At 60.6% G+C, this 25,279-nt stretch carries 23 protein-coding genes and 4 tRNA genes; 13 read left to right on the top strand and 14 right to left on the bottom strand.

Annotated elements, in window-relative coordinates:
* Positions 1-162: 162 nt before the first annotated feature.
* Both NJC40_RS02470 and NJC40_RS02475 read right to left on the bottom strand, forming a co-directional pair.
* Positions 163-510, bottom strand: a complete 348-nt coding sequence (locus NJC40_RS02470) for a cupin domain-containing protein (protein ID WP_045483578.1) — start codon at positions 508-510, stop codon at positions 163-165.
* A gap of 334 nt (positions 511-844) precedes the next feature.
* Positions 845-1,249 (bottom strand): pilin, encoded by a 405-nt coding sequence (locus NJC40_RS02475; protein WP_253142349.1) that lies wholly within the window; start codon positions 1,247-1,249, stop codon positions 845-847.
* A gap of 223 nt (positions 1,250-1,472) precedes the next feature.
* On the opposite strand from NJC40_RS02475, the gene pilB reads away from it, so the two are divergent.
* From pilB to yacG, 5 genes are read left to right on the top strand one after another with little or no spacing between them, the layout of a single operon-like run.
* The gene (gene pilB / locus NJC40_RS02480; protein ID WP_253142350.1) at positions 1,473-3,170 is read left to right on the top strand and encodes a type IV-A pilus assembly ATPase PilB; all 1,698 of its coding nucleotides are present in this window, start codon (positions 1,473-1,475) and stop codon (positions 3,168-3,170) included.
* A gap of 2 nt (positions 3,171-3,172) precedes the next feature.
* Positions 3,173-4,393, top strand: a complete 1,221-nt coding sequence (locus NJC40_RS02485) for a type II secretion system F family protein (RefSeq protein ID WP_045483602.1) — start codon at positions 3,173-3,175, stop codon at positions 4,391-4,393.
* 1 nt (position 4,394) lies between these two features.
* Positions 4,395-5,267, top strand: coding sequence for a prepilin peptidase (locus NJC40_RS02490; RefSeq protein WP_253116239.1), 873 nt, complete (start codon positions 4,395-4,397; stop codon positions 5,265-5,267).
* Positions 5,264-5,884 carry a dephospho-CoA kinase gene (gene coaE, locus NJC40_RS02495; protein WP_253116237.1) on the top strand — a complete coding sequence of 207 codons (621 nt, stop codon included), beginning with the start codon at positions 5,264-5,266 and terminating at the stop codon, positions 5,882-5,884. The genes NJC40_RS02490 and coaE overlap by 4 nt, the downstream gene beginning before the upstream one ends.
* A complete protein-coding gene (gene yacG, locus NJC40_RS02500) occupies positions 5,884-6,093 on the top strand; it encodes a DNA gyrase inhibitor YacG (RefSeq protein WP_045483612.1) in 210 nt (69 codons plus the stop codon). The genes coaE and yacG overlap by 1 nt, the downstream gene beginning before the upstream one ends.
* Before the next feature lie 118 nt (positions 6,094-6,211).
* Here yacG and NJC40_RS02505 read toward each other — a convergent pair whose 3' ends face one another.
* Positions 6,212-6,679: a hypothetical protein gene (locus tag NJC40_RS02505; protein WP_253142351.1), complete on the bottom strand. Its 468-nt coding sequence runs from the start codon at positions 6,677-6,679 to the stop codon at positions 6,212-6,214.
* A gap of 100 nt (positions 6,680-6,779) precedes the next feature.
* Here NJC40_RS02505 and NJC40_RS02510 point away from each other — a divergent pair, with 100 nt between their 5' ends.
* The 4 genes from NJC40_RS02510 to NJC40_RS02525 all read left to right on the top strand — a co-directional run bounded on the left by NJC40_RS02510 (position 6,780) and on the right by NJC40_RS02525 (position 10,462).
* Positions 6,780-7,409, top strand: a complete 630-nt coding sequence (locus NJC40_RS02510; protein ID WP_045483618.1) for a DUF1780 domain-containing protein — start codon at positions 6,780-6,782, stop codon at positions 7,407-7,409.
* On the top strand, positions 7,409-7,906 hold the full coding sequence (locus NJC40_RS02515; RefSeq protein WP_253116286.1) for an MOSC domain-containing protein: 498 nt from the start codon (positions 7,409-7,411) through the stop codon (positions 7,904-7,906). Before NJC40_RS02510 ends, NJC40_RS02515 begins: the two co-directional genes overlap by 1 nt.
* A 252-nt stretch (positions 7,907-8,158) precedes the next feature.
* Positions 8,159-9,457 (top strand): NAD(P)/FAD-dependent oxidoreductase, encoded by a 1,299-nt coding sequence (locus tag NJC40_RS02520; RefSeq protein WP_045483621.1) that lies wholly within the window; start codon positions 8,159-8,161, stop codon positions 9,455-9,457.
* 207 nt (positions 9,458-9,664) lie between these two features.
* Positions 9,665-10,462 (top strand): SDR family NAD(P)-dependent oxidoreductase, encoded by a 798-nt coding sequence (locus NJC40_RS02525; protein ID WP_253142352.1) that lies wholly within the window; start codon positions 9,665-9,667, stop codon positions 10,460-10,462.
* Between the two features lie 59 nt (positions 10,463-10,521).
* Here the strand turns inward: NJC40_RS02525 and NJC40_RS02530 are convergent.
* From NJC40_RS02530 to rluD, 7 genes are all read right to left on the bottom strand, one after another.
* A tRNA-Pro gene (locus NJC40_RS02530) sits at positions 10,522-10,598 on the bottom strand.
* A 96-nt stretch (positions 10,599-10,694) separates the two neighbouring features.
* Positions 10,695-10,770 (bottom strand) — tRNA-Lys (locus NJC40_RS02535).
* 5 nt (positions 10,771-10,775) lie between these two features.
* A tRNA-Pro gene (locus NJC40_RS02540) sits at positions 10,776-10,852 on the bottom strand.
* Positions 10,853-10,876: 24 nt separating this feature from the next.
* Positions 10,877-10,952 (bottom strand) — tRNA-Asn (locus NJC40_RS02545).
* A 277-nt stretch (positions 10,953-11,229) separates the two neighbouring features.
* Entirely contained in the window at positions 11,230-13,794 is a 2,565-nt protein-coding gene (gene clpB / locus NJC40_RS02550; protein WP_045483627.1) for an ATP-dependent chaperone ClpB, read from the bottom strand.
* Positions 13,795-13,913: 119 nt separating this feature from the next.
* Positions 13,914-14,645, bottom strand: a complete 732-nt coding sequence (gene pgeF / locus NJC40_RS02555) for a peptidoglycan editing factor PgeF (protein WP_253142353.1) — start codon at positions 14,643-14,645, stop codon at positions 13,914-13,916.
* Positions 14,642-15,604: a 23S rRNA pseudouridine(1911/1915/1917) synthase RluD gene (rluD, locus tag NJC40_RS02560; RefSeq protein ID WP_045483632.1), complete on the bottom strand. Its 963-nt coding sequence runs from the start codon at positions 15,602-15,604 to the stop codon at positions 14,642-14,644. Before rluD ends, pgeF begins: the two co-directional genes overlap by 4 nt.
* Before the next feature lie 148 nt (positions 15,605-15,752).
* Between rluD and NJC40_RS02565 the strand changes: the two genes are divergently transcribed.
* From NJC40_RS02565 to NJC40_RS02580, 4 genes are all read left to right on the top strand, one after another.
* Positions 15,753-16,775 carry an outer membrane protein assembly factor BamD gene (locus NJC40_RS02565; protein ID WP_045483635.1) on the top strand — a complete coding sequence of 341 codons (1,023 nt, stop codon included), beginning with the start codon at positions 15,753-15,755 and terminating at the stop codon, positions 16,773-16,775.
* Between the two features lie 134 nt (positions 16,776-16,909).
* A complete protein-coding gene (locus NJC40_RS02570) occupies positions 16,910-17,152 on the top strand; it encodes a PP0621 family protein (protein ID WP_253116226.1) in 243 nt (80 codons plus the stop codon).
* A complete protein-coding gene (locus tag NJC40_RS02575; protein WP_253142354.1) occupies positions 17,142-18,734 on the top strand; it encodes a two-component system sensor histidine kinase NtrB in 1,593 nt (530 codons plus the stop codon). Before NJC40_RS02570 ends, NJC40_RS02575 begins: the two co-directional genes overlap by 11 nt.
* A 2-nt stretch (positions 18,735-18,736) precedes the next feature.
* Positions 18,737-20,077, top strand: a complete 1,341-nt coding sequence (locus tag NJC40_RS02580) for a sigma-54-dependent transcriptional regulator (protein WP_045483644.1) — start codon at positions 18,737-18,739, stop codon at positions 20,075-20,077.
* On the opposite strand, the gene thiO is transcribed toward NJC40_RS02580, so the two are convergent.
* The 4 genes from thiO to NJC40_RS02600 are packed head-to-tail and all read right to left on the bottom strand — an operon-like array spanning position 20,074 to position 25,270.
* Positions 20,074-21,171, bottom strand: coding sequence for a glycine oxidase ThiO (thiO, locus tag NJC40_RS02585; RefSeq protein WP_045483647.1), 1,098 nt, complete (start codon positions 21,169-21,171; stop codon positions 20,074-20,076). The two genes, NJC40_RS02580 and thiO, sit on opposite strands and share 4 nt — an antisense overlap.
* A gap of 30 nt (positions 21,172-21,201) precedes the next feature.
* Positions 21,202-21,606 carry a type IV pilin protein gene (locus NJC40_RS02590; RefSeq protein ID WP_253142355.1) on the bottom strand — a complete coding sequence of 135 codons (405 nt, stop codon included), beginning with the start codon at positions 21,604-21,606 and terminating at the stop codon, positions 21,202-21,204.
* A 12-nt stretch (positions 21,607-21,618) separates the two neighbouring features.
* Complete coding sequence (locus NJC40_RS02595) at positions 21,619-24,780, bottom strand: pilus assembly protein (RefSeq protein WP_253142356.1); 3,162 nt, start codon at positions 24,778-24,780, stop codon at positions 21,619-21,621.
* Positions 24,767-25,270 (bottom strand): pilus assembly PilX family protein, encoded by a 504-nt coding sequence (locus NJC40_RS02600; RefSeq protein WP_045483655.1) that lies wholly within the window; start codon positions 25,268-25,270, stop codon positions 24,767-24,769. The genes NJC40_RS02595 and NJC40_RS02600 overlap by 14 nt, the downstream gene beginning before the upstream one ends.
* Between the last annotated feature and the right edge of the window lie 9 nt (positions 25,271-25,279).

A 25,279-nucleotide genomic window follows, 5' to 3' on the forward strand; every position in this document is an offset into this window, starting at 1 on the left:
CCAAAGCCAATCACGACATGGGTGTCGCAACCACGACAGCGCTGCGCCGGGCGGTCGCAGGCACGCCGTCAGGGGCGTTTTTTGATCAAACGGCAGGCGAAAAAAATGGCCGCGGCACAGGCTGCGACCATCAAAAGAGGAGGTTAAAGCGATAAAGCAGAATCAGGCGAACACGAAATACTTGCGCACGGTTTCAACCACTTCCCAGGTGCCCTTCATGCCAACTTCAACGATGAACTTGTCACCGGCTTTCAGATGAATCGGCTCCTGGCCATCGGGGGTGATGATGCAATAGCCTTCCTGGAAGTCGCAGTATTCCCACTTCACATACTCCACGCGCCACTTGCCCGGCGTGCAGATCCAGGTGCCCATGATCTTCGAGCCGTCCTCGGAGGTGTAGGCATTGAGGTTGACGGTGTGCGGTTCGCCTTCGATGCGCTCCCATTTGCAGGCATCGACAACGGGCAAGGGAGTGGTGTCGCGCAGGACGGTGATCGGTTTCTGGCTCATCGGAGGACGCCTGGGTGGTTGAGAAAGACACCGCAGGGTACGGGCCGTATGAATCAAGAAAATGTCTGGACTCGACATTTGCTTGCTCGTTAGCGCCTAGTAGGACAACTACATTCTCTATAACTAAATCTCTACCAGTAGAAAAACCACGCTTTGTACTCAGCCAGACGCGCTCAGGCAAAGAGCCGAATCGAAAGATGAAGAGCCATAAAGAAAATTTTTTTCGACCTCGAGTTTCAGAAAATTTATTTACCTAATGAGTAAATATCCAATAGTTAGTCCGATGCAGAAACGCACCGGACTAATTGAAATACCTTCAACTACAAACAGATTTTTATTGCGTTGCTGGCGCAGTGAAGGTGCAGGTGCTAGATGCAGCAGCTGCGATAGAAACTCGACAGGTCCAAGTAATAGCACCCGTTGCAGCAAGGTTAGGTGTCAAGGTTGCGGTGGTAGCAGAAGAACCACTACCAACCGATGGACTTACCAACACGCCCGTAGTGGCGTTGCAAGTACCATTTGTAGGCATAGTAACGTTGGTGCAAAGTGCTGTACTTAGGCCTTCTTGCGCATTCAGCGCGACCTGAGTTTTTGCAGCATCAAGCGTCGCAACAGCGCTAGCGCCGTTTGCGCGTGCGACGTAGTTCTGATATTGAGGGATTGCTACCGCAGCCAAAATGCCGACAATCGCCACAACAATCATCAGCTCGATCAGGGTAAAACCTTTTTGTGCATTCATCTGCGCATCTCCAGGCGTCAAGGAAAAGGTGCCTGACTGGGTCAAAGCACAGGGCATGCCAAAGTGACAGCGATCACAATTTCGGCGCAAAAACGCCAGCTGAGCGCAGCAAAGCCTCCAACAATCCGCACAAACTGACATTTTTTGTCACTCGGCACATCCTCATTTGGCAGCATCGTCTGACTGCGATATAACCGTCACACTGTCCGTGTCTGGTGGTGTTATGTCTGATGTTGTCCTCAGCGGTCTGGCCAAGCAACTGGTCGCTTCCGAGCTGTTAACCGAAAAAGCCGCCCAGCAGGCCGCCCAGCAGGCGCGCCGCGACAAGGTTTCGCTGATTACCTATCTGGTCCAGCACAAGCTGGTGAAAAGCCTGACACTGGCCGAGATGGCTTCCGAGCAATTCGGTGTGCCATTCATGGACCTGCACAGCCTCGACAAGGACGGCCAGCCCAAAGGGCTGGTCAGTGAAAAACTGGTGCGCCAGCACCATGCCCTGCCGCTCTGGCGGCGCGGCAACAAGCTGTTCATTGGCGTGTCGGACCCGACCAACCATCAAGCTGTTACCGATATCCAGTTCAGCACCGGCCTGAACACCGAAGCCATTCTGGTTGAAGACGATAAGCTCAGCGATGCCATCGAGCGCCTGTTCGATACCGGTGGGGGCCTTGCAGAAATTGGCGACATTGATCTAAACGTCGATCTGGAGCCTACCGATAATCTCAAAGAAACATCGCTCAGCGCCCAAAGCGATGCCGACGACGCGCCGGTGGTGCGCTTCGTCAACAAGATGCTGCTCGATGCCATTCGCCTGGGCTCTTCGGACCTGCACTTCGAGCCCTATGAAAAGAGCTACCGGGTACGCTTTCGCACCGATGGCATCCTGCATGAAGCCGCCAAACCGCCGATTCAGTTGGCCGGGCGGATTGCCGCACGCCTGAAGGTGATGGCCAGCCTGGATATTTCCGAGCGGCGCAAGCCGCAGGACGGGCGGGTCAAGTTGCGCATTTCCAATAACAAGGCCATCGATTTCCGGATGAACACCCTGCCCACCCTGTGGGGCGAGAAGATCGTGATGCGGATTCTCGACTCTGCCAGTGCGAAGATGGGTATCGACGCCCTGGGCTACGAACCGGATCAGAAAGCCCTGTACCTGGAAGCCCTCAAGCAACCGCAAGGCATGATTCTGGTCACCGGCCCGACCGGCTCGGGCAAAACCGTGTCGCTGTACACCGGCCTGAATATCCTCAACACCGTGGGCATCAATATTTCCACCGCCGAAGACCCGGTGGAGATCAACCTCGAAGGCATCAACCAGGTCAACGTCAACCCGCGCCAGGGCATGGACTTCGCCCAGGCGTTGCGGGCGTTTTTGCGTCAGGACCCGGACGTGATCATGGTCGGCGAGATCCGCGACCTGGAAACCGCCGAGATTGCCATCAAGGCCTCGCAGACCGGCCATATGGTGCTCTCGACCCTGCACACCAACAGCGCGGCAGAAACCCTTACGCGCCTGCACCACATGGGCGTGGCTTCGTTCAACATTGCCACCGCGATCAACCTGATCATTGCCCAGCGGCTGGCCCGCAAGCTGTGCAAGCATTGCCGCAAAGAGATCGAAGTGCCGCACGACACCCTGCTTAAAGAAGGCTTCAGCGAGGCGCAGATCGGCACCTTTACCCTGTACGCGCCGGTCGGTTGCGAGCAGTGCAATGGCGGCTATAAGGGCCGGGTGGGGATCTACGAGGTGGTGAAGAAGACCCCGGAACTGGAACGGATCATCATGGAAGAAGGCAATGCCCTGCAAATCGCTGCGCAGATGCGCAAGGACGGCTTCAATGACCTGCGCACCTCTGGTCTGGTGAAAGTGATGCAGGGCGTTACCAGCCTGGAAGAAGTCAACCGGGTGACCAAGGACTAAGCATGGCCAAGAAGGCAGTCAAACTCAGTACCTTCAATTGGGAAGGCCTGGACCGCAAAGGCGCCAAGGTGCGTGGCGAGATGGACGGTCACAACCCGGCACTGATCAAGGCCCAGCTGCGCAAGCAGGGCATCAACCCGACCAAGGTGCGCAAAAAATCCACCTCGATCTTTGGCAGCCGGGGCAAAAAGATCAAACCGCTGGATATCGCCTTCTTCTCACGGCAGATGGCGACCATGATGAAAGCCGGCGTGCCGCTGCTGCAGTCGTTCGACATCATTGCCGAAGGCTCGGAAAAACCGGCCATGCGCGTGCTGGTCGAGTCGCTGAAGCAGGACGTGGCAGCCGGTAACAGCTTTGCCACCGCACTGCGCCAGAAGCCGCAGTATTTCGACGAGCTGTATTGCAACCTGGTGGACGCCGGCGAACAGGCCGGTGCCCTTGAAGCGTTGCTGGACCGGGTCGCCACCTACAAGGAAAAAACCGAAGCGCTCAAGGCCAAGATCAAGAAAGCCATGACCTATCCGGCAGCGGTGATGATAGTGGCGGCCATCGTCTCGTCGATTCTGTTGATCAAGGTCGTGCCGCAATTCAAGTCGGTGTTCGAAGGCTTCGGTGCCGAGCTACCGGCCTTTACCCTGATGGTGATTGGCCTTTCCGAAGTATTTGAACAATGGTGGTACATCATCCTCGGCGGGCTGATCGGCGGGATTTTTCTGTTCCTGCGCAGCTACAACAACTCGCAGAAATTCCGCGATACGGTTGACCGTTTTCTGCTCAAGCTACCGCTGGTAGGCCCGCTGATCTACAAGTCCTCCGTGGCGCGCTATGCCCGTACTCTGGCCACGACCTTTGCCGCCGGCGTGCCGCTGGTCGAAGCGCTGGACTCGGTGGCCGGTGCGACCGGCAACGTGGTGTTCAAGAATGCGGTATACAAGGTCAAGCAGGACGTGGCGACCGGTATGCAACTGAACTTCTCGATGCGCTCGACCAATGTATTTCCCAGCCTGGCGATCCAGATGACCGCCATCGGCGAAGAATCCGGCGCACTGGACAGCATGCTCGACAAGGTCGCGACCTACTACGAAGACGAAGTGGACAATATGGTCAATAACCTGACCACCCTGATGGAGCCGATGATCATGGCGGTACTGGGGGTGATTGTCGGCGGCCTGGTGATCGCCATGTACCTGCCGATCTTCAAACTGGGGGCGGCGGTCTGACATGTCACTGGCCGAATTTCTGGCCGCCTCCCCGGCGGCCTTTATCGTCTGCACCCTGATTCTTGGCCTGCTGGTCGGCAGCTTCCTGAATGTGGTGATCCACCGCCTGCCGAAGATGATGCTGCGCGACTGGCAGACTCAGGCCCGTGAAGTGCTGGAGCTGCCCGCAGAACCGGCCCCGGCGCGCTACAACCTGATCCTGCCGCATTCCGCTTGCCCGCATTGTGAACACCGTATCCGCCCCTGGGAAAACGTGCCGGTCATCAGTTGGTTGCTGCTCAAGGGCCGCTGTTCCAGTTGCCGGGCGCCGATCAGTAAACGCTACCCGTTGGTCGAGCTGGCGTGCGGGGCATTATCGGCCGGCGTCGCCTGGCACTTCGGCTTCGGCTGGCAATGCGCAGCAATGCTGGTGCTGGGCTGGGGTCTGTTGGCCATGAGCCTGATCGACGCCGATCACCAGTTGCTCCCCGACAGCCTGGTGCTGCCGCTGTTGTGGCTGGGCCTGATCGTCAACAGCTTCGGCCTGTTCACGACCCTCGGCGATGCGCTGTGGGGGGCGGTGGCCGGTTACCTGTCGTTGTGGACGGTGTTCTGGCTATTCAAGCTGCTGACCGGCAAGGAAGGCATGGGTTATGGCGACTTCAAGCTATTGGCCATGCTCGGCGCCTGGGGCGGCTGGCAGATCCTGCCGCTGACCATTTTGCTGTCGTCACTGGTCGGCGCGCTGCTGGGCATGATTTTGCTGCGTCTGCGCCGCCATCAGGCGGGCACGCCAATGCCTTTTGGTCCTTATCTGGCCATCGCGGGGTGGATCGCTTTGCTATGGGGTGGTCAAATAACCGACTCCTATCTGCAATTTGCCGGTTTTAAATGACCCAACCCGTTAACACTCCCTGGATTCTTGGCCTGACCGGCGGTATCGGCAGCGGCAAGAGCGCTGCGGCGCAGTGCTTTATCGACCTGGGTATCCATACCGTCGACGCTGACCACGCCGCCCGCTGGGTGGTCGAACCCGGCCGCCCGGCGCTGGCAAAAATCGTCGAACACTTCGGCCCGCAGGTGCTGCAAGCCAGTGGCGAGCTGGACCGGACTGCATTGCGCCGTTTGATATTCAGCGACCCCGAACAACGCCGTTGGCTCGAAGCATTGCTGCACCCGTTGGTGCGCGAAGAGATCGCCAGCTACCTGAGCCGCGCCGAATCGCCCTACGCCATTCTGGTGTCGCCGCTGCTGATCGAGTCCGGGCAATACCAGACCACCCAGCGCGTGCTGGTGATCGATGCGCCCGTCGAGCTGCAGATCGCCCGCACCATGCAGCGTGATGCCAGCAGCGCCGAACAGGTGCAGGCCATTGTCAAGGTTCAGGCCCAGCGCGAGGAGCGCTTGCGCCACGCTGACGATGTACTGGTCAACGACCGCGACCCGGCCTGGCTGAAAAGCGAGGTCGAGCGCCTGCATCACTTTTATCTGACCCTGACAGGAGGCCACTGATGAGCCAACCCATGACCGTACAGTGCCCCACCTGCGGCGCCCCCGTTGAATGGAGCGCCGCCAGCCCGACCCGGCCATTTTGTTCGGAGCGCTGCAAGCTGATCGATCTGGGCGCCTGGGCGGCTGAAGAGCACGCCATCCCGGTGGCACCGGATGCCGAAGACGAACTGTTCTCTGCCGACCTGGAAAGGCCGTTTCGCGAACATTGATGGTCAGGAGCCTGTAGGCTCTGGCACAACACTATCGCGCTGCACACCCCGTAGGAGCGGCTTCAGCCGCGAAGCTTTAGCGGCGAAGCCTTCGCCGCTAAAGCGGCTCCTACAGGCATCAATGTATGGGCTGTTCCAGTGCCTTGCGCAGCGCCTGGGCATCACTGAACTGCTGCTGGCTGAGCAGCTTGCCGTCACGCAATTGCAGCCACAGGACTTTATCCTCGTCACCGGCATAGCGCGGCGCGATCTGTGATTCACGGTCCAGCATCACCCGGTACGAATAGTCGCGCATCTTCGGAATGGCGAACATTTTGGCGATGATGGCCGGCATTTTATGAATGTCAGCGACAAACACCGTGTTACGCGCCTCCAGATAGCCCTTGGGCTTGCCCTCCAGCGCCGCATTGACCAGTTTGGCGGCGTCCATGCTGCGCGCTACCAGCAGGGTCTGGGCCTGGTCGGTCAAGGTGTAGGGCTGATCGTACTGGTCAAGCAGTGTCCAGGGTTGCAGACGCTCGCCAACTTCGACGGCCTGAGCGGCCATAGGCAGCAGGGCCAGCAGCAGGATGGGCAGAATTTTCAAGGCGTTGTCCTCAAGGCAATGGATGACGGCGATTGTGCGCCTGTCTGGCGCATGGCAGGCTACAGGCATATTCACTTTCAGTCACCGCGACGCGACGGCTATGGATGATTCAGATTACCTGCGCCTGCTGACCAGCCAGGCCGAACAAGCCAATGCGTTTCTGTCCAACGCACGCAAATGGGAGCGTGAGCGCTGGGTCTGCCAGCGCCTGCTGCAAGGCCTGAATATCCCCTATCGCCACGAAGACTTTCTGCCGGCCGAACAGGAGCCGCCGGATGTGCTGTTCTTCGATGCGCGCTTTGAGGTGTTTTTCGTGCTCGACGAAGGCCGGCGTCTGAACGATGAATGGCGCGAAGAACTGCAACGTCGCCGCAGTGCTTTCTCGCTCAGCCAGCTGGTGCGCCGCGAGACCAAGCCCAAACGGGTGCCGGCCCCTGCCCTGCTGCGCCGGCTGGCCCCGACCCTGCTCAAAAAGGCCAGCAACTACCAGGAACGCGGTCTGGACCTGGGCGCGCTGGACATCATTGCCTTTGCCAGCCTCAAGCGCGAAGCGCTGGACCTCAATAGCCACTTTCCGCCGCCCACCGAATACCTGCGCCAGGGCTGGCGTTCGCTGTCGCTGGTCGGCCCCAATTTTGCCAGGGTGCTGTTCGCGCACCCTGGCGCACCGGACTTTCTGCGTACCAACCTGGGCCGCACGGTGGTTTTCGACGTAGGAATCAGCCTGTGATCAGCCCATTGCAGCAATTATTGGCCGAGGTGCCGCAAACCGGCCAGGTCCGCTGGATCGGGGTACGCCCGCAGGCCCGTGGTGCCATGCTGGAACTGGACGCTGTCGAAGCACGTCGTGAGGCTGGCCTGACCGGCGATCACGCGCGCCCCGGCCCGCGCAATGCCCGCCAGGTGACGCTGATTCAGTGGGAACATCTGGCCGTCATCAGCGCCCTGCTGGGACGCCCTGCGGACCGACCGATCCTGCCCCAGGACCTGCGCCGCAACCTGGTGATCAGCGGCATCAACCTGTTCAGCCTCAAAGGCCGTCGCTTTCGGGTGGGCCAGGCGATTCTGGAAACCACCGGCTGGTGCCAGCCATGCGCACGGCTGGAGCAGAATCTGGGCGTTGGCACCTTTCAGGCAGTGCGCGGGCATGGCGGAATCACTGCGCGAGTGATACAAAGCGGAATCATTCGCTTATGCGACGATCTGCAGGTTGAGCCATTGAGCTGATCCGCCCTGTGGCCTATCGAGCCGAGGCGTCGTCCATGAACCACTTGTTATCCGAGCAGTCTCAATTGTCCAGTGTGTCAGCACAGCCTCCGTATCCGGTTGAGCGCCAGCCTCGCAAGGCTTCGGCAGCTCTCGTGCGGCCATCTGTGGCTTGCCGCCTGACTGCTCTGGATATTCGATCCGCCGCTCTGAGCCGCGCTGCGCTCGCGAAGATCGTTATCACCGATTTCCTTAACCTTCCGAGTAATCCCTATGACTCATCGTATTGTTATCGTCGGCGGCGGCGCCGGCGGTCTCGAACTGGCTACCCGCCTGGGTAAAACCCTGGGCAAAAAAGGCACCGCCAGCGTGACCCTGGTAGACGCCAACCTGACCCACATCTGGAAACCGCTGCTGCATGAAGTGGCGGCCGGCTCGTTGAACTCCTACGAAGACGAGCTGAACTACGTGGCTCAGGCCAAGTGGAGCCACTTTCAGTTCCAGCTCGGGCGCATGAGCGGCCTGGACCGCGCCAACCGCAAAATCCACCTGGCGGCCACGCAGGATGAGCACGGTGAGGTGCTGGTGCCCGCACGCAGCCTGGACTACGACACTCTGGTGTTGGCGGTGGGCAGCACCACCAATGATTTCGGCACCCTGGGGGCAGCCGAGCATTGCCTGTTCCTCGACACCCGCAAGCAGGCCGAGCGCTTTCACCAGCAATTGCTCAACCTCTATTTGCGCGCCCACGCCGGCCAGGCAGACAGCGCCCAGGAGATTAGCGTGGCCATCGTCGGCGCTGGCGCCACGGGGGTAGAGCTGGCTGCCGAGCTGCATAACGCCGCCCATGAACTGGCTGCCTACGGCCTGGGCCAGATCAAACCGGAAAACCTGCGCATTACTGTGATCGAGGCAGGCCCACGCGTACTGCCGGCCCTGCCCGAACGTATCGGCGGCCCGGTACACCAGACCCTGGAAAAACTCGGGGTTACCGTGCTGACCAACTCGGCGGTCAGTGAAGTGACTGCCGATAGCCTGGTGACCAGTAGCGGCCAGGTGATTCCGGCAACGCTCAAGGTCTGGGCGGCGGGCATTCGCGCACCGGGCTTTTTGCAGGACATCGACGGCCTGGAAACCAACCGCATCAATCAACTGCAAGTGCTGGCGACCCTGCAGACCACCCGCGACGAAAATATCTTCGCCTTCGGCGACTGCGCAGCCTGCCCGCAAAAAGGCACTGACCGCAACGTCCCGCCACGCGCCCAGGCCGCCCATCAGCAAGCCTCACTGCTGGTCAAATCGCTGCGCCTGCGCATTGAGGGTAAGGCGTTGCCGGAGTACAGCTACAAGGACTACGGCTCGCTGATCTCGCTGTCGCGCTTCTCGGCAGTAGGCAACCTGATGGGCAACCTGACCGGCAGCGTCATGCTTGAAGGCTGGCTGGCGCGGATGTTCTACATCTCGCTGTACCGCATGCACCAGATGGCCCTGTATGGCACCTTCCGCACCTTGATGCTGATGCTCGGCAGCCGGATCGGCAAAGGCACCGAGCCACGAATGAAACTGCATTGATGCCTTCGCAACCCTAGCCACCGGGAACAACTGTAGGACCAGCCGGGCGGCGACCGGCTTTAGCCGGGAAGCCTTAGCAGCGCCGCCCGGCCGCTGCTACCGGCTGGGCAACAGCCCAGCCGCAATTTTCTTGAATCAACGCCTTGAGCCATCTGTCACATCTGTTGAAGCCCGGATAACCGGTATGTTCATCAAGTGAGGTGTTGCATGGATTTGGCTATCAAGGGGCGGGTCGCACTGATCAGCGGCGCCAGCGGTGGGATCGGGCTGGCCACGGCCCGGTTGTTGAGCGAGGAAGGCGTTCATCTGGTGCTCACCGACAAAGACACGGACGAGTTGCACAAAGCCTGTGCCGGCCTGCCAGGTGAACCGTTGCTGTGGGCCGCCGATATGACCAACCAGAAGCAGGTCGATCAGCTGGTGCAACACGCCGTCGACCGGTTTGGCCAGGTGGATATCGTGGTCCATACCGCAGGAGTTACCGGCGCTAAAGGCGATCCGCTGGAGCTGTCTGATGACGATTACCTGGAAGCCTGGGAAACCGATTTTTTCTCGGCGGTGCGGGTCGCCCGCGCCACCATCCCGGCCATGCGCAGCCGCAACTGGGGGCGTTTTGTCTGCATCACGTCCGAGAACGCCGTGCAGCCCTATTGGGAAGAGGCGGTCTATAACACGGCCAAGGCGGCACTGGCAGCGTTCATGAAGAATCTGTCGTACCAGGAAGCCAAGGATGGGGTGCTGTGCAACACCGTAGCGCCGGCCTTTATCGAAACCGGCATGACCGACGGCATGATGGAAAAACGCGCTGAAGAACTCGGCGTGTCGTTTGAAGAAGCAGTCGAGAGCTTTCTGGAAGAGGAACGGCCAGGCATCGTACAGAAACGCCGGGGCCAGCCTCAGGAAGTGGCTGCAGCCATCGCCTGGCTGGTGTCGGACCGGGCCAGCTTTGTGAACGGCAGCAATCTGCGGGTCGATGGCGGATCAGTACAAGCGGTGCAGAATTGACCGAAGATTTTTAACCTGAAATAAAAAAGGCGTCCTTTGCAGGACGCCTTTTTCAAATATGGTCGGGGTGAGGGGATTCGAACTCCTGACATCCTGCTCCCAAAGCAGGCGCGCTACCGGGCTGCGCTACACCCCGAGGTGACACAGAAAAACGCCCGTTAGGACGTTTTTCGAGGATGATGCAACTGGCATCATCTCCCTAAGATTTGACCCAGTGTAGCAAGGTCAAAAATGGTGGGTCGTGTAGGATTCGAACCTACGACCAATTGGTTAAAAGCCAACTGCTCTACCAACTGAGCTAACGACCCAAATATGGTCGGGGTAAGGGGATTCGAACTCCTGACATCCTGCTCCCAAAGCAGGCGCGCTACCGGACTGCGCTATACCCCGACATGTACAACTTGTATTTGAATCTGGCTCCACGACCTGGACTCGAACCAGGGACCCAGTGATTAACAGTCACTTGCTCTACCAACTGAGCTATCGCGGATCGTATTCAGATTCATCTACGGCGTTGATTCTAAACAAGTTTTTGTTTCGAATCAACCTCTTTGATTTGATTGTTTCGCGTTTTGCGCTACGTTCGCGTCTCTGAGGCGCGCCATTCTACAAGAATAAAAGACCCTGTCAACACCCTAAATTGCTTTTACTACAATGATTTGCAGTTTTTTTGCGAAGTTGTTGTTCGGGCTCGAAAAAACACTGGTTTGCCGCCAAAAAAGCAGGGCTCCGTTAATGGAGCCCTGCTTTACAACCCCATAGCGACATCAGGCAAAAACGATTTCGTCGCCTTCCAGCGTGGCATTGATCACCTCGCCCGGCACGAAACGCCCGGACAGAATCAATTGCGCCAACGGGTTTTCGATCCAGCGCTGAATCGCCCGCTTGAGCGGCCGTGCGCCGTACACCGGGTCGTACCCTACCGCAATCAGCTTGTCCAATGCCTCGGGGCTGAGGGTCAGGCTCAGCTCGCGTTCAGCCAGGCGGCTGAGCAGGCGGCTCAATTGAATCTGGGTAATGCCTGCGATCTGCTCACGACCCAGCGGCTCGAAGATCACCACTTCGTCGATCCGGTTGATGAACTCGGGCCGGAAATGGGCGCCCACCGCATCCATCACTGCTGCACGCTGCGCCTCGCGATCACCGGACAACTCCTGGATCTGCGCCGAGCCCAGGTTGGAGGTCATGACGATCACCGTATTACGGAAATCCACGGTACGCCCGTGGCTATCGGTCAGGCGGCCATCTTCCAGCACCTGCAACAGAATGTTGAATACATCGGTGTGGGCCTTCTCTACCTCATCAAGCAGGATCACCGAGTACGGTTTGCGCCGCACGGCCTCGGTCAGGTAGCCGCCCTCTTCGTAACCGACGTAGCCTGGCGGCGCGCCGATCAGGCGAGCCACGGAGTGTTTCTCCATGAACTCGGACATATCGATCCGCACCATGGCCTCATCGGTGTCGAACAGGAACTCGGCCAGCGCCTTGCACAGCTCGGTTTTGCCGACCCCGGTCGGGCCGAGGAACATGAACGAGCCGCTGGGGCGGTTCGGGTCGGACAAGCCGGCCCGCGAGCGCCGCACCGCGTTGGCGACCGCCACCACGGCTTCGTTCTGGCCAATCACCCGCTCGTGCAGCAGGCTTTCCATCTTCAGCAGTTTTTCACGTTCGCCTTCGAGCATCTTGGCCACCGGAATACCGGTCCACTTGGACACCACTTCGGCAATTTCTTCTTCGGTCACCCGGCTGCGCAGCAACTGGTTCTCGGGTTTGCCATGCTGGTCGACCATCTGCAGGCTGCGCTCCAGGTCCGGGATGATCCCATACTGCAATTCAGCCATGCGATTGAGGTCACCACGGCGCCGCGCCGCTTCCAGCTCCTGGCGCGACTGTTCGATCTTTTGCTGGATTTGCGCAGAGCCTGTGACTTCAGCTTTTTCCGACGTCCAGACTTCTTCCAGGTCGGAATACTCCCGCTCCAGCCGCTCAATCTCGATCTGCAGTTTTTCCAGACGCTTGAGGGTCGCTTCGTCGTTCTCTTTCTTCAACGCCTGCGCTTCAACCTTGAGCTGAATCAGGCGACGTTCCAGCCGGTCGAGCACTTCGGGCTTGGAGTCGATTTCCATGCGAATCCGGCTGGCCGCTTCGTCGATCAGGTCGATGGCTTTGTCGGGCAACTGCCGGTCAGTGATGTAACGATGGCTCAACTTGGCGGCAGCGATGATCGCACCGTCGGTGATTGCCACCTTATGGTGAACCTCATAGCGCTCTTTCAAGCCACGCAGGATGGCGATGGTGTCTTCTTCACTCGGCTCGTCCACCAGCACTTTCTGGAAGCGCCGCTCAAGCGCCGCGTCCTTCTCTATATATTGCCGGTACTCATTGAGCGTCGTGGCACCCACGCAATGCAGCTCGCCGCGCGCCAGGGCCGGCTTGAGCATATTGCCAGCGTCCATTGCGCCCTCGCCTTTGCCGGCGCCGACCATGGTGTGCAGCTCATCGATAAACAGGATGATCTGGCCTTCCTGCTTGGCCAGCTCGTTGAGCAACGACTTGAGGCGTTCCTCGAACTCGCCACGGAACTTGGCACCGGCAATCAACGCGCCCATGTCCAGCGACAACAGCCGCTTGCTCTTCAGGCCATCGGGCACTTCACCGTTGATGATGCGCTGGGCCAGGCCCTCGGCAATCGCGGTCTTGCCCACTCCGGGCTCGCCGATCAGCACCGGGTTGTTCTTGGTCCGGCGTTGCAGCACCTGGATGGTCCGGCGAATCTCGTCGTCACGGCCAATCACCGGGTCGAGCTTGCCCTCTTCGGCACGCTTGGTCAGGTCGATGGTGTACTTGTCCAGTGCCTGACGCGACTCCTCGACGTTAGGGTCATTGATCGCGTTGCCGCCGCGCAGGTTGTTCACTGCGTTTTCCAGGGCTTTCTTGCTGACGCCCTGGCCAAGCAGCAGCTTGCCGATCTTGGTGTTTTCATCCAGCGCCGCAAGCAGCACCAGCTCGCTGGAAATGAACTGATCACCCTTCTGCTGGGCCAGCCGGTCGGCCTGATTGAGCAGGCGCGCCAGATCCTGAGACAGGTTCACGTCGCCGGTGGGATTCTGGATTTTCGGCAAGGTGTCGAGCTCTTTGCCCAATTCCTTGCGCAGGCTGTTGATATCAAAACCGACCTGCATCAGCAGTGGTTTGATCGAGCCGCCTTGCTGTTCCAGCAGAGCATGCAGCAGATGCACAGGCTCGATGGCCGGATGATCGAAACCGACCGCCAACGACTGGGCATCGGATAACGCTAACTGAAGCTTGCTGGTCAATCTGTCGATACGCATTAGTCACCTTCCTTCTGAGCAGGCCGGAGTAATGGACACACCTGTAAAGAAAACCTGCCGGATTACCCGTTAGATGCGGACGATTCTGCAGGTTTCAAGGTAGTACAGATTGATGCGGGTCAGTCTTGGGACAGCCAGACCAGAGAGGCAAAACGACCGGTGCGGGCGCCACGGCGGTAGGAGAAGAAACGCTCATCGGTAAAGGTGTCGAGCCCACCGCCATACACCTGGGTGATTCCCTGAGCCGCCAGACGCAAACGCGCCAGGGCATAGATATCGGCCATGAAGCGGCCATCGTTGACGCTGGGTATGAAGGCAGCAGCGGTTTGCCGATGGCTGGCGACAAATGCCTCACGCACCTCGCCGCCCACCTCAAACGACGGCTGACCGATGGCCGGGCCCAGCCAGACCAGAATCTCGTCAGGTGCCGTCTGCAAGCTGTCGGCAGTGGCTTCCAGGACACCGGCCGCCAGCCCGCGCCAGCCGGCATGGGCTGCCGCTACGCGGGTGCCGGCACGGTTGCAGAACAACGCGGGCAGGCAATCGGCAGTCATGATGGTACAGGCCACACCGGGTGTGGCCGTCCAGCTGGCGTCTGCCTCATCGACCCGCAACGGGTCAGCATGGGCGACGGCAACGCCGTGAACCTGTTGCAGCCAGGCGGGCTCGACGCCCAACGCTGTGGTCAGGCGCAGACGATTGGTGGCCACTGCCTGTGGCTCGTCTTGCACATGATCACCGAGGTTGAAGCTGTCGAATGGCGCCTGACTGACGCCGCCGGCCCGTGTGGTCACACAGGCTCGCACATTGGCGGGCGCGGGCCAGTCAGGCAGCAGCCAGTCGTTGCTCACCCGATGAACGCCTCGCGGTCCTGCTTGAGCAGCGACAGCATCCACACCAGGTCTTCGGGCAACGGCGACTCCCAACGCATGCGTACGCCGGTGGTCGGGTGATCCAGCTCCAGGAACCGCGCATGCAGCGCCTGGCGCGGGAAAGTCTTGAGCGACTCGACCAGGGTTACGCTGGCCGCTGGCGGAATACGGAAACGACCGCCGTAGACCGGGTCACCGATCAGCGGGAAGCCGACGTGAGCCATGTGCACGCGGATCTGGTGGGTACGGCCGGTTTCCAGCTTGACCCGCACATGGGTGTGCGAGCGGAAGCGCTCCAGCACCCGGTAATGGCTGACCGCAGGCTTGCCGTTGTCCATCACCGCCATCCGCTGGCGCTGCTGGCCGTGACGACCGATGGCGGCGTCGATCTTGCCGCCTGCGGTCACCACACCCAGCACGATGCATTCATAGATACGGCTGACCGTGCGGCTCTGCAACTGGTTGACCAGTTGGGTCTGGGCCTGCAGGGTCTTGGCCACCACCATCAGACCGGTGGTGTCCTTGTCGAGGCGATGGACAATACCGGCGCGCGGCACGTTGACGATGTCCGGCACATGGTGCAACAGGGCGTTGAGCAAGGTGCCGTCGGCGTGCCCGGCGGCCGGATGAACCACCAGCCCGGCAGGCTTGTTGATGACCAGGATCTGGTCGTCTTCGTAGACGATATCCAGTTCGATATCCTGGGCCACCCACTCGCCCTGGGCTTCCTGCTCGGCAGTAAGGTGCAAAACGGAGCCGCCGTGGACGATGTCGCGCGGACGCAAGACGGCACCATCCACCGTCAGGCGGCCGTCCTTGATCCAGGTGACAAGGCGTGAACGCGAGTATTCGGCGAACAATTGGGCGGCGACCTGATCGAGGCGTTGACCGCCGGATTCTGACGGTACCTCTGCGCTGAGTTCTATATTTTCGGACATGGCCAGACTGGAAGGCGGCTAGCCTTTGGTTTCGGCTGCGCGCTTGTGGTTAAATACGGCGTCTTTTGTCCCGCATGTTAGCGGGGCGCTCATCATAACAGGACGGCCCCGCCCAAGACAGCAGGCCGTTATAGGGACGCAAGCCGCCATGCAAGTGAAACACCTGCTGCTGATCGCCATCCTCGCAACGACCGCGGCCTGCTCGTCGAAAGAAGTCATCGACGAGAACCTGAGCGAAGTCGAGCTGTACCAGCAGGCGCAGAACGACCTGAGCAATAACAGCTACAACAGTGCCACCGAAAAACTCAAGGCACTGGAGTCGCGTTACCCGTTCGGCCGTTATGCCGACCAGGCCCAGCTCGAACTGATCTACGCGAACTACAAAAATGGTGAGCCGGAAGCGGCAAAATCGGCTGCCGAGCGGTTCATTCGCCTGCATCCGCAGCACCCTAATGTCGACTATGCGTACTATATGCGCGGCCTGACCTCGTTCGACCAGGACGTCGGCCTGCTGGCGCGCTTCCTGCCGCTGGACCAGACCAAGCGTGACCCTGGCGCTGCGCGCGACTCGTTCAACGAATTCGCCCAGCTGACCAGCCGCTACCCCAACAGCCGCTACGCCCCCGACGCCAAGCAGCGCATGATCTACCTGCGCAACCTGCTGGCCTCCTATGAAATCCACGTGGCCGACTACTACCTGACCCGTCAGGCGTATGTAGCCGCCGCCAACCGTGGCCGCTATGTCGTGGAAAACTTCCAGGAAACCCCGGCAGTCGGCGACGGCCTGGCGGTCATGGTCGAGTCGTACCAGCGCCTGCACCTGGACGACCTGGCAGCCACCAGCCTGGAAGTACTCAAAGCCAACTACCCGGACCACCCGCAACTGGCCGGTGGCGAGTTCACCCCGCGTCAGGCCGAGGCTGATAACCGTCCATGGCTGTCCAAGGCCACGCTTGGCCTGATCGGTAATAGCGCGCCGCTGCCACCGGGCGAGACCCGTGCCAACCAGGACATCCAGCGCCAATATCAGGAAGCCAAAGACGGCATTCCGAAAGAACTGTTGCCGGAGAATCAGGCCGAGCTCGACAAGCAGGCGGCCGAAGAGGCAGCAGCCAAGGGCGAGAAAAAACGCTCCTGGTTCAGCTACGCAACTTTCGGTCTGTTCGATTAAGACCGGTAGTTGAGCAAAGAGGCCTGCGGGCCTCTTTTTTATTGCCTGCGCCATGGGCCGCACCTAAAAACTACCTGCGTAGCCACCGCCGCTTGGCTACACTGCGCCATTAACACACCTTCAATCGGTCCATCATGATTCGCATTCTTTTGTGGGCAGCGCTGATCTTCGCCGCTGTCTGGTTCATCAAGCGCTTGCTCAACCCGCCGGCCCGCAAGCCTGCCCAGGACAAAAAGGCAGAAGATGCTGCCGCGCCGATGGTGCGTTGCGCTCACTGCGGCGTCCATCTGCCGCAAGATCGCGCCCTCAACCAGCAACAACAATGGTACTGCAGCGAGGATCACAGGCTGCTGGGCCCCGCCTCACGTGATCGCTGAGCCGCTGGCCCTCGGCAGCGCCCTGGCGCAGCGGATCCTGCGCCTGTACCACCTCTATCGGCTGATCATCGGTGTCATGCTGGTGCTGCTGGTCTCCAGCGACCTGGATGCCGAATTGCTGGAAATGGCCAACCCGAGCCTGTTCCGCGCTGGCTGCTGGATCTATCTGGTTTTCAACATCCTGATCGTCGTGCTGCTGGAGCGGCCGCGCTACAAAGCGCTGATGTTCAGCCTGGCACTGAGCGACACGCTGTTGTTGTCGAGCCTGTTCTATGCCGGCGGCGGCCCGGCCAGCGGCATCGGCAACCTGCTGATTGCCTCGGTGGCCATCAGCAACATCCTGCTGCGTGGACGCATCGGCTTGCTGATCGCTGCGGTGTCGGCCATCGGCATCATTTACCTGACCTTCTACCTGAGCATCGCCAACCCGAAGACCTCCAGCGACTATGTCCAGGCTGGCGGCCTTGGCGCCTTGTGCTTTGCCGTGGCCTTGCTGATGCAGGCGCTGACCGCCCGTTTGCGCTTCAGCGAGGTGCTGGCCGAGCAACGCGCCGTGGACGTCGATAACCTTGAAGAGCTCAACGGTCTGATCCTGCAGCGCATGCACACCGGCATACTGGTGCTCGATGCCGGCCGACGGGTGTTGCTGATCAACCAGAGCGCGCTGAACCTGTTGGGCCATGAAGCCTTGCTGGGGCGGGTTATCGATGATTACTGCCCGCACCTGGTCGAACGCCTGCGCCATTGGCGCATGAACCCGATAAGAACCGCCGACAGCTTCAAGAACTCGCCCGCAGGCCCGGCCCTGCAAGCCAGCTTCGCCACCCTCAACCGTCACGAGCAACGTCAGACCCTGGTATTTATCGAGGATCTGTCGCAAGTCGCCCTGCAAGCCCAGCAACTCAAGCTGGCCGCACTCGGGCGCCTGACCGCCGGCATCGCACACGAAGTCCGCAACCCGCTGGGCGCGATCAGCCACGCCGTACAGTTGCTTGAAGAGTCCGAAGAGCTGCCCCCCCCTGACCGGCGGCTGGCGCAGATCATTCACGAGCAGTCCCGCCGCATCAATGTGGTCATCGAGAACGTTCTGCAACTTTCACGACGTCGTGAGGCCGAGCCGGAGCTGCTGAACCTTGCCGTGTGGCTTGAAGAGTTCGTCAGCCAGTGGCGCTACAGCGCAGCGCCCCGGCATCAGTTGCATTGCGAGACCGGCAGCGGAGTGCTCAGTACCCGGTTCGATCCGGACCAGTTGACCCAGGTCCTTGCCAATCTGGTGCAGAACGGCCTTCGCCACAGCGGCCAGGCGCACGACCAGGCGCAGGTCTGGCTACGGTTGTATCACCATCCCCAGAGCAACCTGCCGACCCTCGACGTGCTGGACGACGGCGCCGGAGTGTCCGAGCAACATCTGGGCAAGATGTTCGAGCCCTTTTTCACCACGCAAACCAAAGGCACGGGACTCGGGCTTTACCTGTCCCGTGAGCTGTGTGCAAGCAACCAGGCCCACCTGGAATATTCCAGGCGGCCTGAAGGTGGCAGTTGCCTGCGCATTACCTTCGCCCACCCGTTCAAATTGAGTTGAGCATGACTTCAAGGCAGAAGATCCTGATCGTTGACGATGAGCCGGATATCCGTGAACTCCTGGAAATCACCCTGGGACGGATGAAACTCGACACCCGCGCCGCGCGCAATGTTGCCGAGGCCTATGACTGGCTCAGGCGCGAAGCCTTCGATCTGTGCCTGACTGACATGCGTCTGCCCGACGGTAACGGCATGGAGCTGGTGCAGCACATTCAGCAGCAGTACCCGCAGACACCGGTGGCGATGATTACTGCCCACGGCAACCTCGATCTGGCGATCGGCGCCCTCAAGGCCGGAGCTTTTGACTTTTTGACCAAGCCGGTGGACCTGCCGCGCCTGCGCGAGCTGGTCGGCAGCGCCCTGCGCCTGCGCAACGGCAGCGAGCAGGACCAGAGCATCGACAGCCGCCTGCTGGGCGATGCGCCGCCGATGCGCACCTTGCGCAAACAGATCAGCAAGCTGGCCCGCAGCCAGGCGCCGATCTACATCAGTGGCGAATCGGGCAGCGGTAAAGAACTGGTTGCCCGGCTGATCCACGAACAAGGTCCACGGGCCGATAAAGCCTTCGTGCCGGTCAACTGCGGCGCGATCGCCTCTGAGCTGATGGAGAGTGAGTTCTTCGGTCATCGCAAAGGCAGTTTTACCGGCGCCCACGAAGACAAACCGGGGCTGTTCCAGGTCGCCGATGGCGGCACCCTGTTTCTTGATGAAGTCGCCGACCTGCCGCTGGCCATGCAGGTGAAACTGCTGCGCGCTATTCAGGAGAAGGCTGTGCGCTGCATTGGCGGGCAACAGGAACAGGTCGTGGACGTGCGCATCCTGTGCGCAACCCACAAGGATCTGGCCCAAGAAGTCAGTGCCGGGCGGTTCCGCCAGGACCTGTATTACCGGCTCAATGTCATTGAGTTGCGCGTACCGCCATTGCGCGAGCGTCGCGAAGATATCGAGCTGCTGGCCGAAAGCATGTTGCAGCGCCTGGCGGTCAGTTACGCCCAACCGCTGGCCCGGCTCCATCCGCAGGCGCTGGAAATCCTCAAGAACTACCGTTTTCCCGGCAACGTCCGGGAGCTTGAGAATATGCTGGAGCGCGCCTACACCCTGTGCGAGAACGATCAGGTACTCGCCTCGGACCTGCGCCTGAACGACAGCGCGCCCACTCAGGACAGTAATGCCCCGAGCCTGGCCAATATCGAAAACCTTGAGGATTATCTGGAGAGCATCGAGCGCCAGCTGATTCTTCAGGCGCTGGAAGAGACCCGCTGGAACCGCACAGCGGCAGCGCAGCGCCTGAACCTGTCGTTCCGCTCGATGCGCTACCGGCTGAAAAAGCTGGGGCTCGATTAAGCCAGGCGGCCTGCCGGCGCATAAGGCGCAGGATCGATCACCGGTTGCTGGTCCAATAACAGGTCGGCCAGCAACTGGCAGGAAGCCGGGGCCAGCACCAGCCCGTTGCGAAAGTGCCCGCAGTTAAGCCACAACCCGGCAAAGCCAGGCAGTTCACCGATAAACGGAATGCCTTGCGGCGAGCCGGGCCGCAAACCGGCCCAGTGGCCGACCACCTCGGCATCGGCCAAAGCAGGCAGCAACTCGATGGCCGACGCCTTGAGACTGTCCAGCGCCGAGCCGGTCGGGGTTTTGTCGAACCCTTCATATTCCAGGGTACTGCCGACCAGAATATGCCCGTCACGTCGGGGTATCGCATAACGCCCCTTGGCCAGCACCATGCTCGGCAAAAAATCCGCCGCGCACTTGAACAGAATCATCTGGCCCTTGACCGGCTCCACTGGCAGCTCGACACCCAGCGGCTTGAGCAACTCGCCGCTCCAGGCACCGGCGGTCAGCACGACACGATCACTGTGGATAACGCCGTCGGCAGTCGCGACGCCGCTGATTCGGCCCTGCTCATGCAGCAACCCGCTCACTTGGCAGTGCTCGCGAATTTGCACCTGAGGCATCGCCTGCAAGGCCGCCCTGAGGGATTTGACCAGCCGGGGATTGCGCACGTTGGCCACGCCACTCATATATATGGCGCGGCGATAACCCGGCCCGAGCACCGGCACGGCATCGTAGACCGCCGACCTGTCGGCGCGGCTCAGCGGCCGTTGCTCACGTTGCGCCCAGTCCAGCGCCTGCTGCTCATCGTCCAGGTCCAGCCAGTACAGGCCGGTCTCGTGAACCTCAGGGTCCAGGCCGGTCTGTTCGAACAAACGGGCGGCCAGTTGTGGATAAAAGTCCTGCGACCAGTGCGCCAGCGCGGTGACCGCCTGGCTATAGCGCCAGGGATAGAGCGGCGAAACAATACCGCCCCCGGCCCAGGAGGACTCGCGGCCCACCTCGGCACGCTCAAGCAGCAGTACCGACTGTCCGGCCTGCGCCAGATTGAAGGCCGTCAACAGGCCTATGACACCACCACCGACCACCACCACTTGCTGGGACATGTTGTTCTCTGATTATTGTGAACGGAGCCGTCAGCGGCTCCAGCATTCCTTGGGTGTTGCCCCGCCGGTTGCGCCGGGATTGGTCCGCGCCCCGGTGTTGGTCAAGGTAAAGACCCCGCACTTGTCGTTGGCCATCATGCCTTTGCCAGTGGCAGCCAGGGTGAAATCCTGAGCGTTGAGAGCGGCGGCAATGGTGTAGTAATCATTGCCCGCCGACACGCTGGGCGGTGAACCGGCCACTGTGTAGGCACCGTTTCTCGAGTAATACCGTTCAAGCGCCTGGGCCTGCTCCGACAACAGCGTGGCAATCGCCGAGCGCTGGGTACGCTTCACGTACTCGGTGTAACTGGGGTAAGCAATGGCCGCCAGAATACCGACAATCGCCACGACAATCATGAGTTCAATCAAGGTAAAGCCGTTATCTCTTGAGCGCATGAGTCACCTTCTCTACTGAATCTGTCGCCACATGATGCGTTGGAATACGTTGGCCGGGCCACCGCCAAGCGCGTCATTGCGGACCATGCCGCTGCTGTCAGTGGTTACCATAGCGTCGTTACCACCTGCTGTGCTCGATAGCAACGCATTGACAATCGGGATCCCGCTGCCGACCGCCAGACCACCCACCATGGCATCGGCGCTGGTAATCATCCCGTCACCTGTGGTGTCGAGCACCGGATAGTTGAACATGCCGCCGCTGGCGGCATCGAGCACGAACACCCGGCCGGTACCGGTACTTTCACAAGGATCGGTTGAGTTCACGGCTGCCGTGCTGAAGATGATCCTGCTGCGGCTGCTCTGCGCAGGAAAGATGACCCGTTCCCCCAGATAAGGGGCAGCCGTGGCCAGCGGCAGATACCAGCCTTTGCGGGTCGACCAGTCGACGTTATTTCTGCTGACACTGAAATAGGTCGCGTTGCTGCCAGTCACCGTGCCGGTGATGTTCTGCACCTGCAGGTTGGCCTGGACAAAATTGCCGGTGCCACCGCTGGCATCCCAGATGGCATAGAACGCCTGTTGCGCGGTGGTTTGCTTGTCAGTGGTCTCGCTGAATTTGCCGGTGCCGAAATAGATCAGCTTGCCGTTCTGCGGATGATCAAGAATCAGCGGCTGCACGGTAATAGGCTGGGCAGCCCCTAACGGCGCAGTGAACAGCGGCTGACCGCCAAAAGCCAGGCTCCAGCTGGAGGGGTTGGCAGCGCTCAGGTCGAACTTCCACATACGGCCTTTGAGGTCGCCAGCATAAGCAGCCTGCACCACATTCTGGGCGTTGACCACCAGCTTGACCGACGACAGGCCGTTATCGGTCTCGTTATTCAACTGCGGGGTCTGGATTTCAGCGATGAACGCACCGGTATTGGCGTTGATCACATACAGCGAGGCGCGCTCGGTGAAGCTGCCGTAGCCATTGCCGACCACCATGATGCCCGTGCCATCGGCCATCCGTGCCACCTCAGGCCGGGAATAGGCGTAGCCCAGGTTGTTGAAGCGGTTGCTGGGTGTGGAGGTGTCAGGGGCCTTGACCTCCCAGAGTGCGCTGATGGCGTTGCTGATGCCCTCGAACAGCTTGACTGCAAAATAACCTTTGCCACCGGCCCCGGTACCACCGTAGGCCACGGTGCGCCAGGAACCACCGGCCTGGGTATCGAATACCGCCACCTGACCGTCAACCGTGAACTTGTGCACGCCCGAACCATAGGACGTCGAGGCGATGGTCGACAGTGAAGGCAGCACCGTCGAAGGCATGAACGCATAACGGCGCTGGCCCGAACCGGCATCGAGCACGTTGAAAAAACCGTCGTTGGCATTGACCAGCACGCTGCTGCTCATGTTGGCTGACTTGAGTTGCAGGTAGGCCGTATACGAGGTATCGCCGAGCAGGTCACTGGCGGTCTTGTCACCGGGCAACGCCACCGCCAGCGTGGAGTTGACGATATCGCCCAACAGCAGGCTGCGACTGCGCAACGACGCATTGGCCGTACCCTTGGCCCAGTTGATCAGGTTGGCGCCCGTCACGCCGCTGGGCAGGTTGGCGTTGAGCACCGCCTGTTGCGCCGGCGAGAAGTTGGCGTAATCCAGGCTGATCCGCGCCGGCGTTGTACCGGTACTCCATGACTCAAAGGTCGTCGCGGCGGTGCTGCCGGTCATGGTGGTGTCGGTGGTCCAGATCTGCGAGCCCCGCGCACCGGTGGTGGCATTGAGGTTGTAGGCACGCACGGTGCCGTGCCAGTCGGTCGGGTCATAGAATGTCTGGTAGAAGCGGGTGCCGGCCTGCAGTACCGCTGAGTTGGCCGAGGCGCCGCCGCCCGAGCCGACCTTGGCATAGATATCGCCCAGCGCCAGACTCAGGGCGCTGTTCAGGCCAGCGCTGTCATTGGCCTGGAAGTATTTGCCGCGCCCGTGGTTCTCGTCAGCGGCATCGATCAGCATCTGGTTATCCAGGGTAAAGCCAATCGTATAGGTGCTCATGTTCTGCACCGGGAAGCCGCCGGTGTCCCAGCTCTTGCCGGTCAGGTCGCCACCGGGGGTGCGCGAGTCGCGGCGCATGTCGATGTCATAGGCAAACTTGGCGATGTCATCGAGGTACAGGGTATCGCCCTCGTCATCCCCGGTCAGGTTCGGCCCGTCGTTGCTGATCCGGTCCCAGTTGGGCAGCCAGCCGCTGGGGTCATCAGGATCGTTGCCCGGAAAGGTCCGGTCGTAGGTGGGCAAGCCATCAGTGATGACCACGCCATAGTTTTTCTGGCAGCGGTACTGGATGGGGCTGGTGAAGGTCGTTGGCGCCCCACTGTAAGACGGCGAAGGCGACAGGCCGCGCATGTAGCGGGTGACCTGATAATAGGTTTCGGCCAATGGGGTGTTGGCCTCGGCGCGCAGGGCGCCGATCGCATTGCGCAGGTTGTTGTAGTTGGTGTCGGCAGTCTGTTGGCTCACCGCGCTCTGGTAGGCCGTGGCCGGCACCGCTGACAAGTCGGCCACCGATTGCTTGATACTGCCGCCAGGGCCGGGGTCGCCGCTGATGGGCGGGTTGTAACCGGCCAGGCCGATGCGCAGGGCACGGTTGTTCTGCACCAGCCCCTGGGCCACGGAAATCGCGCTATTGAGGCGGCTCTGGGTCGGGATGCCGGAAACGCTGCGGCCGGCGTTGAGTTCCGACACCAGATACGACAAGTAGGTGATCGGATAACGGGTATTGCCCGACCCTGCCGGGTCAGCCAGGGTGATGCAATGGATGGAGTTGGCATTACGGTAGAACGCGTAGGCCCCACCGCTGCAACCGGTTCTGCTCAGGTTGCCGACAAACACGTAATCGGCAGTGCCGTTACTGATCGGGTTGCCCTGGCTGTAGCCGCAGAAAATCAGAAAGCAGCTGTACACCGGTGTGTAGACCGGCCCCCATGTTGCCGAGGGGTTGTAGCCGGACGCCGTGATGATGGTGTCCATACTGCCCGAATTGTCGACCTGAAGCATGACGTTCGGGGTGACCGCTGGCGCACTGAGCAGCGGTACCTGAGCCGGGTTGAATGCATAGGCCGGGGCAGCAACGTATAACCCCAACAGCAGGCCCGCCAGGTACTTACCGGCGCGCGACACCGCCTCAACAATTGGCATAGATACTCTCCAGCACGGTTCGCGAAGCGCCCTGAATGACCACCGCAGTGACCCGGTACATGGTTACCGAACTGCCAGCCTGGCAGGTCGGCGGGCGACTGATCGGTGTGGTGGTAGTACCCAGGTTCTGAATACCGTAGAAGCCACCACCGGCCGCCACCCACAGCACCCCCGATGCGCCCGTGCCGGCAGTGGTGAGGCTGGTTGACTCGGCTGGCGGCAGACAATTGGCGGGCGAGTTGCACTTGGCCATGCTGAAGTTGCTGGCCATGATCGCCGTCTCCCCCAAGCGCAGCACTGCCTCGGCGGTCTGGAACGAAGTATTGCGCAGGGTGACACTGCCAGCCATCTTCTCCTGCAGGGTGGCGCTTTGCATGGAGGCAATGCCCAGCATCGTCAGCAATAGCAAAAAGATCAGACTGACCAGCAAGGCCATGCCGTGCTGACGCTGGATAAACCGGGGCATGCGCTGCAAGCGGTTGGTGTTCATCGCATCCCC

The sequence above is a fragment of the Pseudomonas sp. 21LCFQ02 genome (genome assembly GCF_024129895.2).
Taxonomy (GTDB): Bacteria; Pseudomonadota; Gammaproteobacteria; order Pseudomonadales; family Pseudomonadaceae; genus Aquipseudomonas.

Bases quoted from the DNA above. Each gene is read 5' to 3' on its own strand.
- NJC40_RS02470 (WP_045483578.1), bottom strand. From the start codon at position 510: ATGAGCCAGAAACCGATCACCGTCCTGCGCGACACCACTCCCTTGCCC.
- NJC40_RS02475 (WP_253142349.1), bottom strand. From the start codon at position 1,249: ATGAATGCACAAAAAGGTTTTACCCTGATCGAGCTGATGATTGTTGTG.
- pilB (WP_253142350.1), top strand. From the start codon at position 1,473: ATGTCTGATGTTGTCCTCAGCGGTCTGGCCAAGCAACTGGTCGCTTCC.
- NJC40_RS02485 (WP_045483602.1), top strand. From the start codon at position 3,173: ATGGCCAAGAAGGCAGTCAAACTCAGTACCTTCAATTGGGAAGGCCTG.
- NJC40_RS02490 (WP_253116239.1), top strand. From the start codon at position 4,395: ATGTCACTGGCCGAATTTCTGGCCGCCTCCCCGGCGGCCTTTATCGTC.
- coaE (WP_253116237.1), top strand. From the start codon at position 5,264: ATGACCCAACCCGTTAACACTCCCTGGATTCTTGGCCTGACCGGCGGT.
- yacG (WP_045483612.1), top strand. From the start codon at position 5,884: ATGAGCCAACCCATGACCGTACAGTGCCCCACCTGCGGCGCCCCCGTT.
- NJC40_RS02510 (WP_045483618.1), top strand. From the start codon at position 6,780: ATGGATGATTCAGATTACCTGCGCCTGCTGACCAGCCAGGCCGAACAA.
- NJC40_RS02520 (WP_045483621.1), top strand. From the start codon at position 8,159: ATGACTCATCGTATTGTTATCGTCGGCGGCGGCGCCGGCGGTCTCGAA.
- NJC40_RS02525 (WP_253142352.1), top strand. From the start codon at position 9,665: ATGGATTTGGCTATCAAGGGGCGGGTCGCACTGATCAGCGGCGCCAGC.
- clpB (WP_045483627.1), bottom strand. From the start codon at position 13,794: ATGCGTATCGACAGATTGACCAGCAAGCTTCAGTTAGCGTTATCCGAT.
- rluD (WP_045483632.1), bottom strand. From the start codon at position 15,604: ATGTCCGAAAATATAGAACTCAGCGCAGAGGTACCGTCAGAATCCGGC.
- NJC40_RS02565 (WP_045483635.1), top strand. From the start codon at position 15,753: ATGCAAGTGAAACACCTGCTGCTGATCGCCATCCTCGCAACGACCGCG.
- NJC40_RS02570 (WP_253116226.1), top strand. From the start codon at position 16,910: ATGATTCGCATTCTTTTGTGGGCAGCGCTGATCTTCGCCGCTGTCTGG.
- NJC40_RS02580 (WP_045483644.1), top strand. From the start codon at position 18,737: ATGACTTCAAGGCAGAAGATCCTGATCGTTGACGATGAGCCGGATATC.
- thiO (WP_045483647.1), bottom strand. From the start codon at position 21,171: ATGTCCCAGCAAGTGGTGGTGGTCGGTGGTGGTGTCATAGGCCTGTTG.
- NJC40_RS02590 (WP_253142355.1), bottom strand. From the start codon at position 21,606: ATGCGCTCAAGAGATAACGGCTTTACCTTGATTGAACTCATGATTGTC.
- NJC40_RS02595 (WP_253142356.1), bottom strand. From the start codon at position 24,780: ATGCCAATTGTTGAGGCGGTGTCGCGCGCCGGTAAGTACCTGGCGGGC.
- NJC40_RS02600 (WP_045483655.1), bottom strand. From the start codon at position 25,270: ATGAACACCAACCGCTTGCAGCGCATGCCCCGGTTTATCCAGCGTCAG.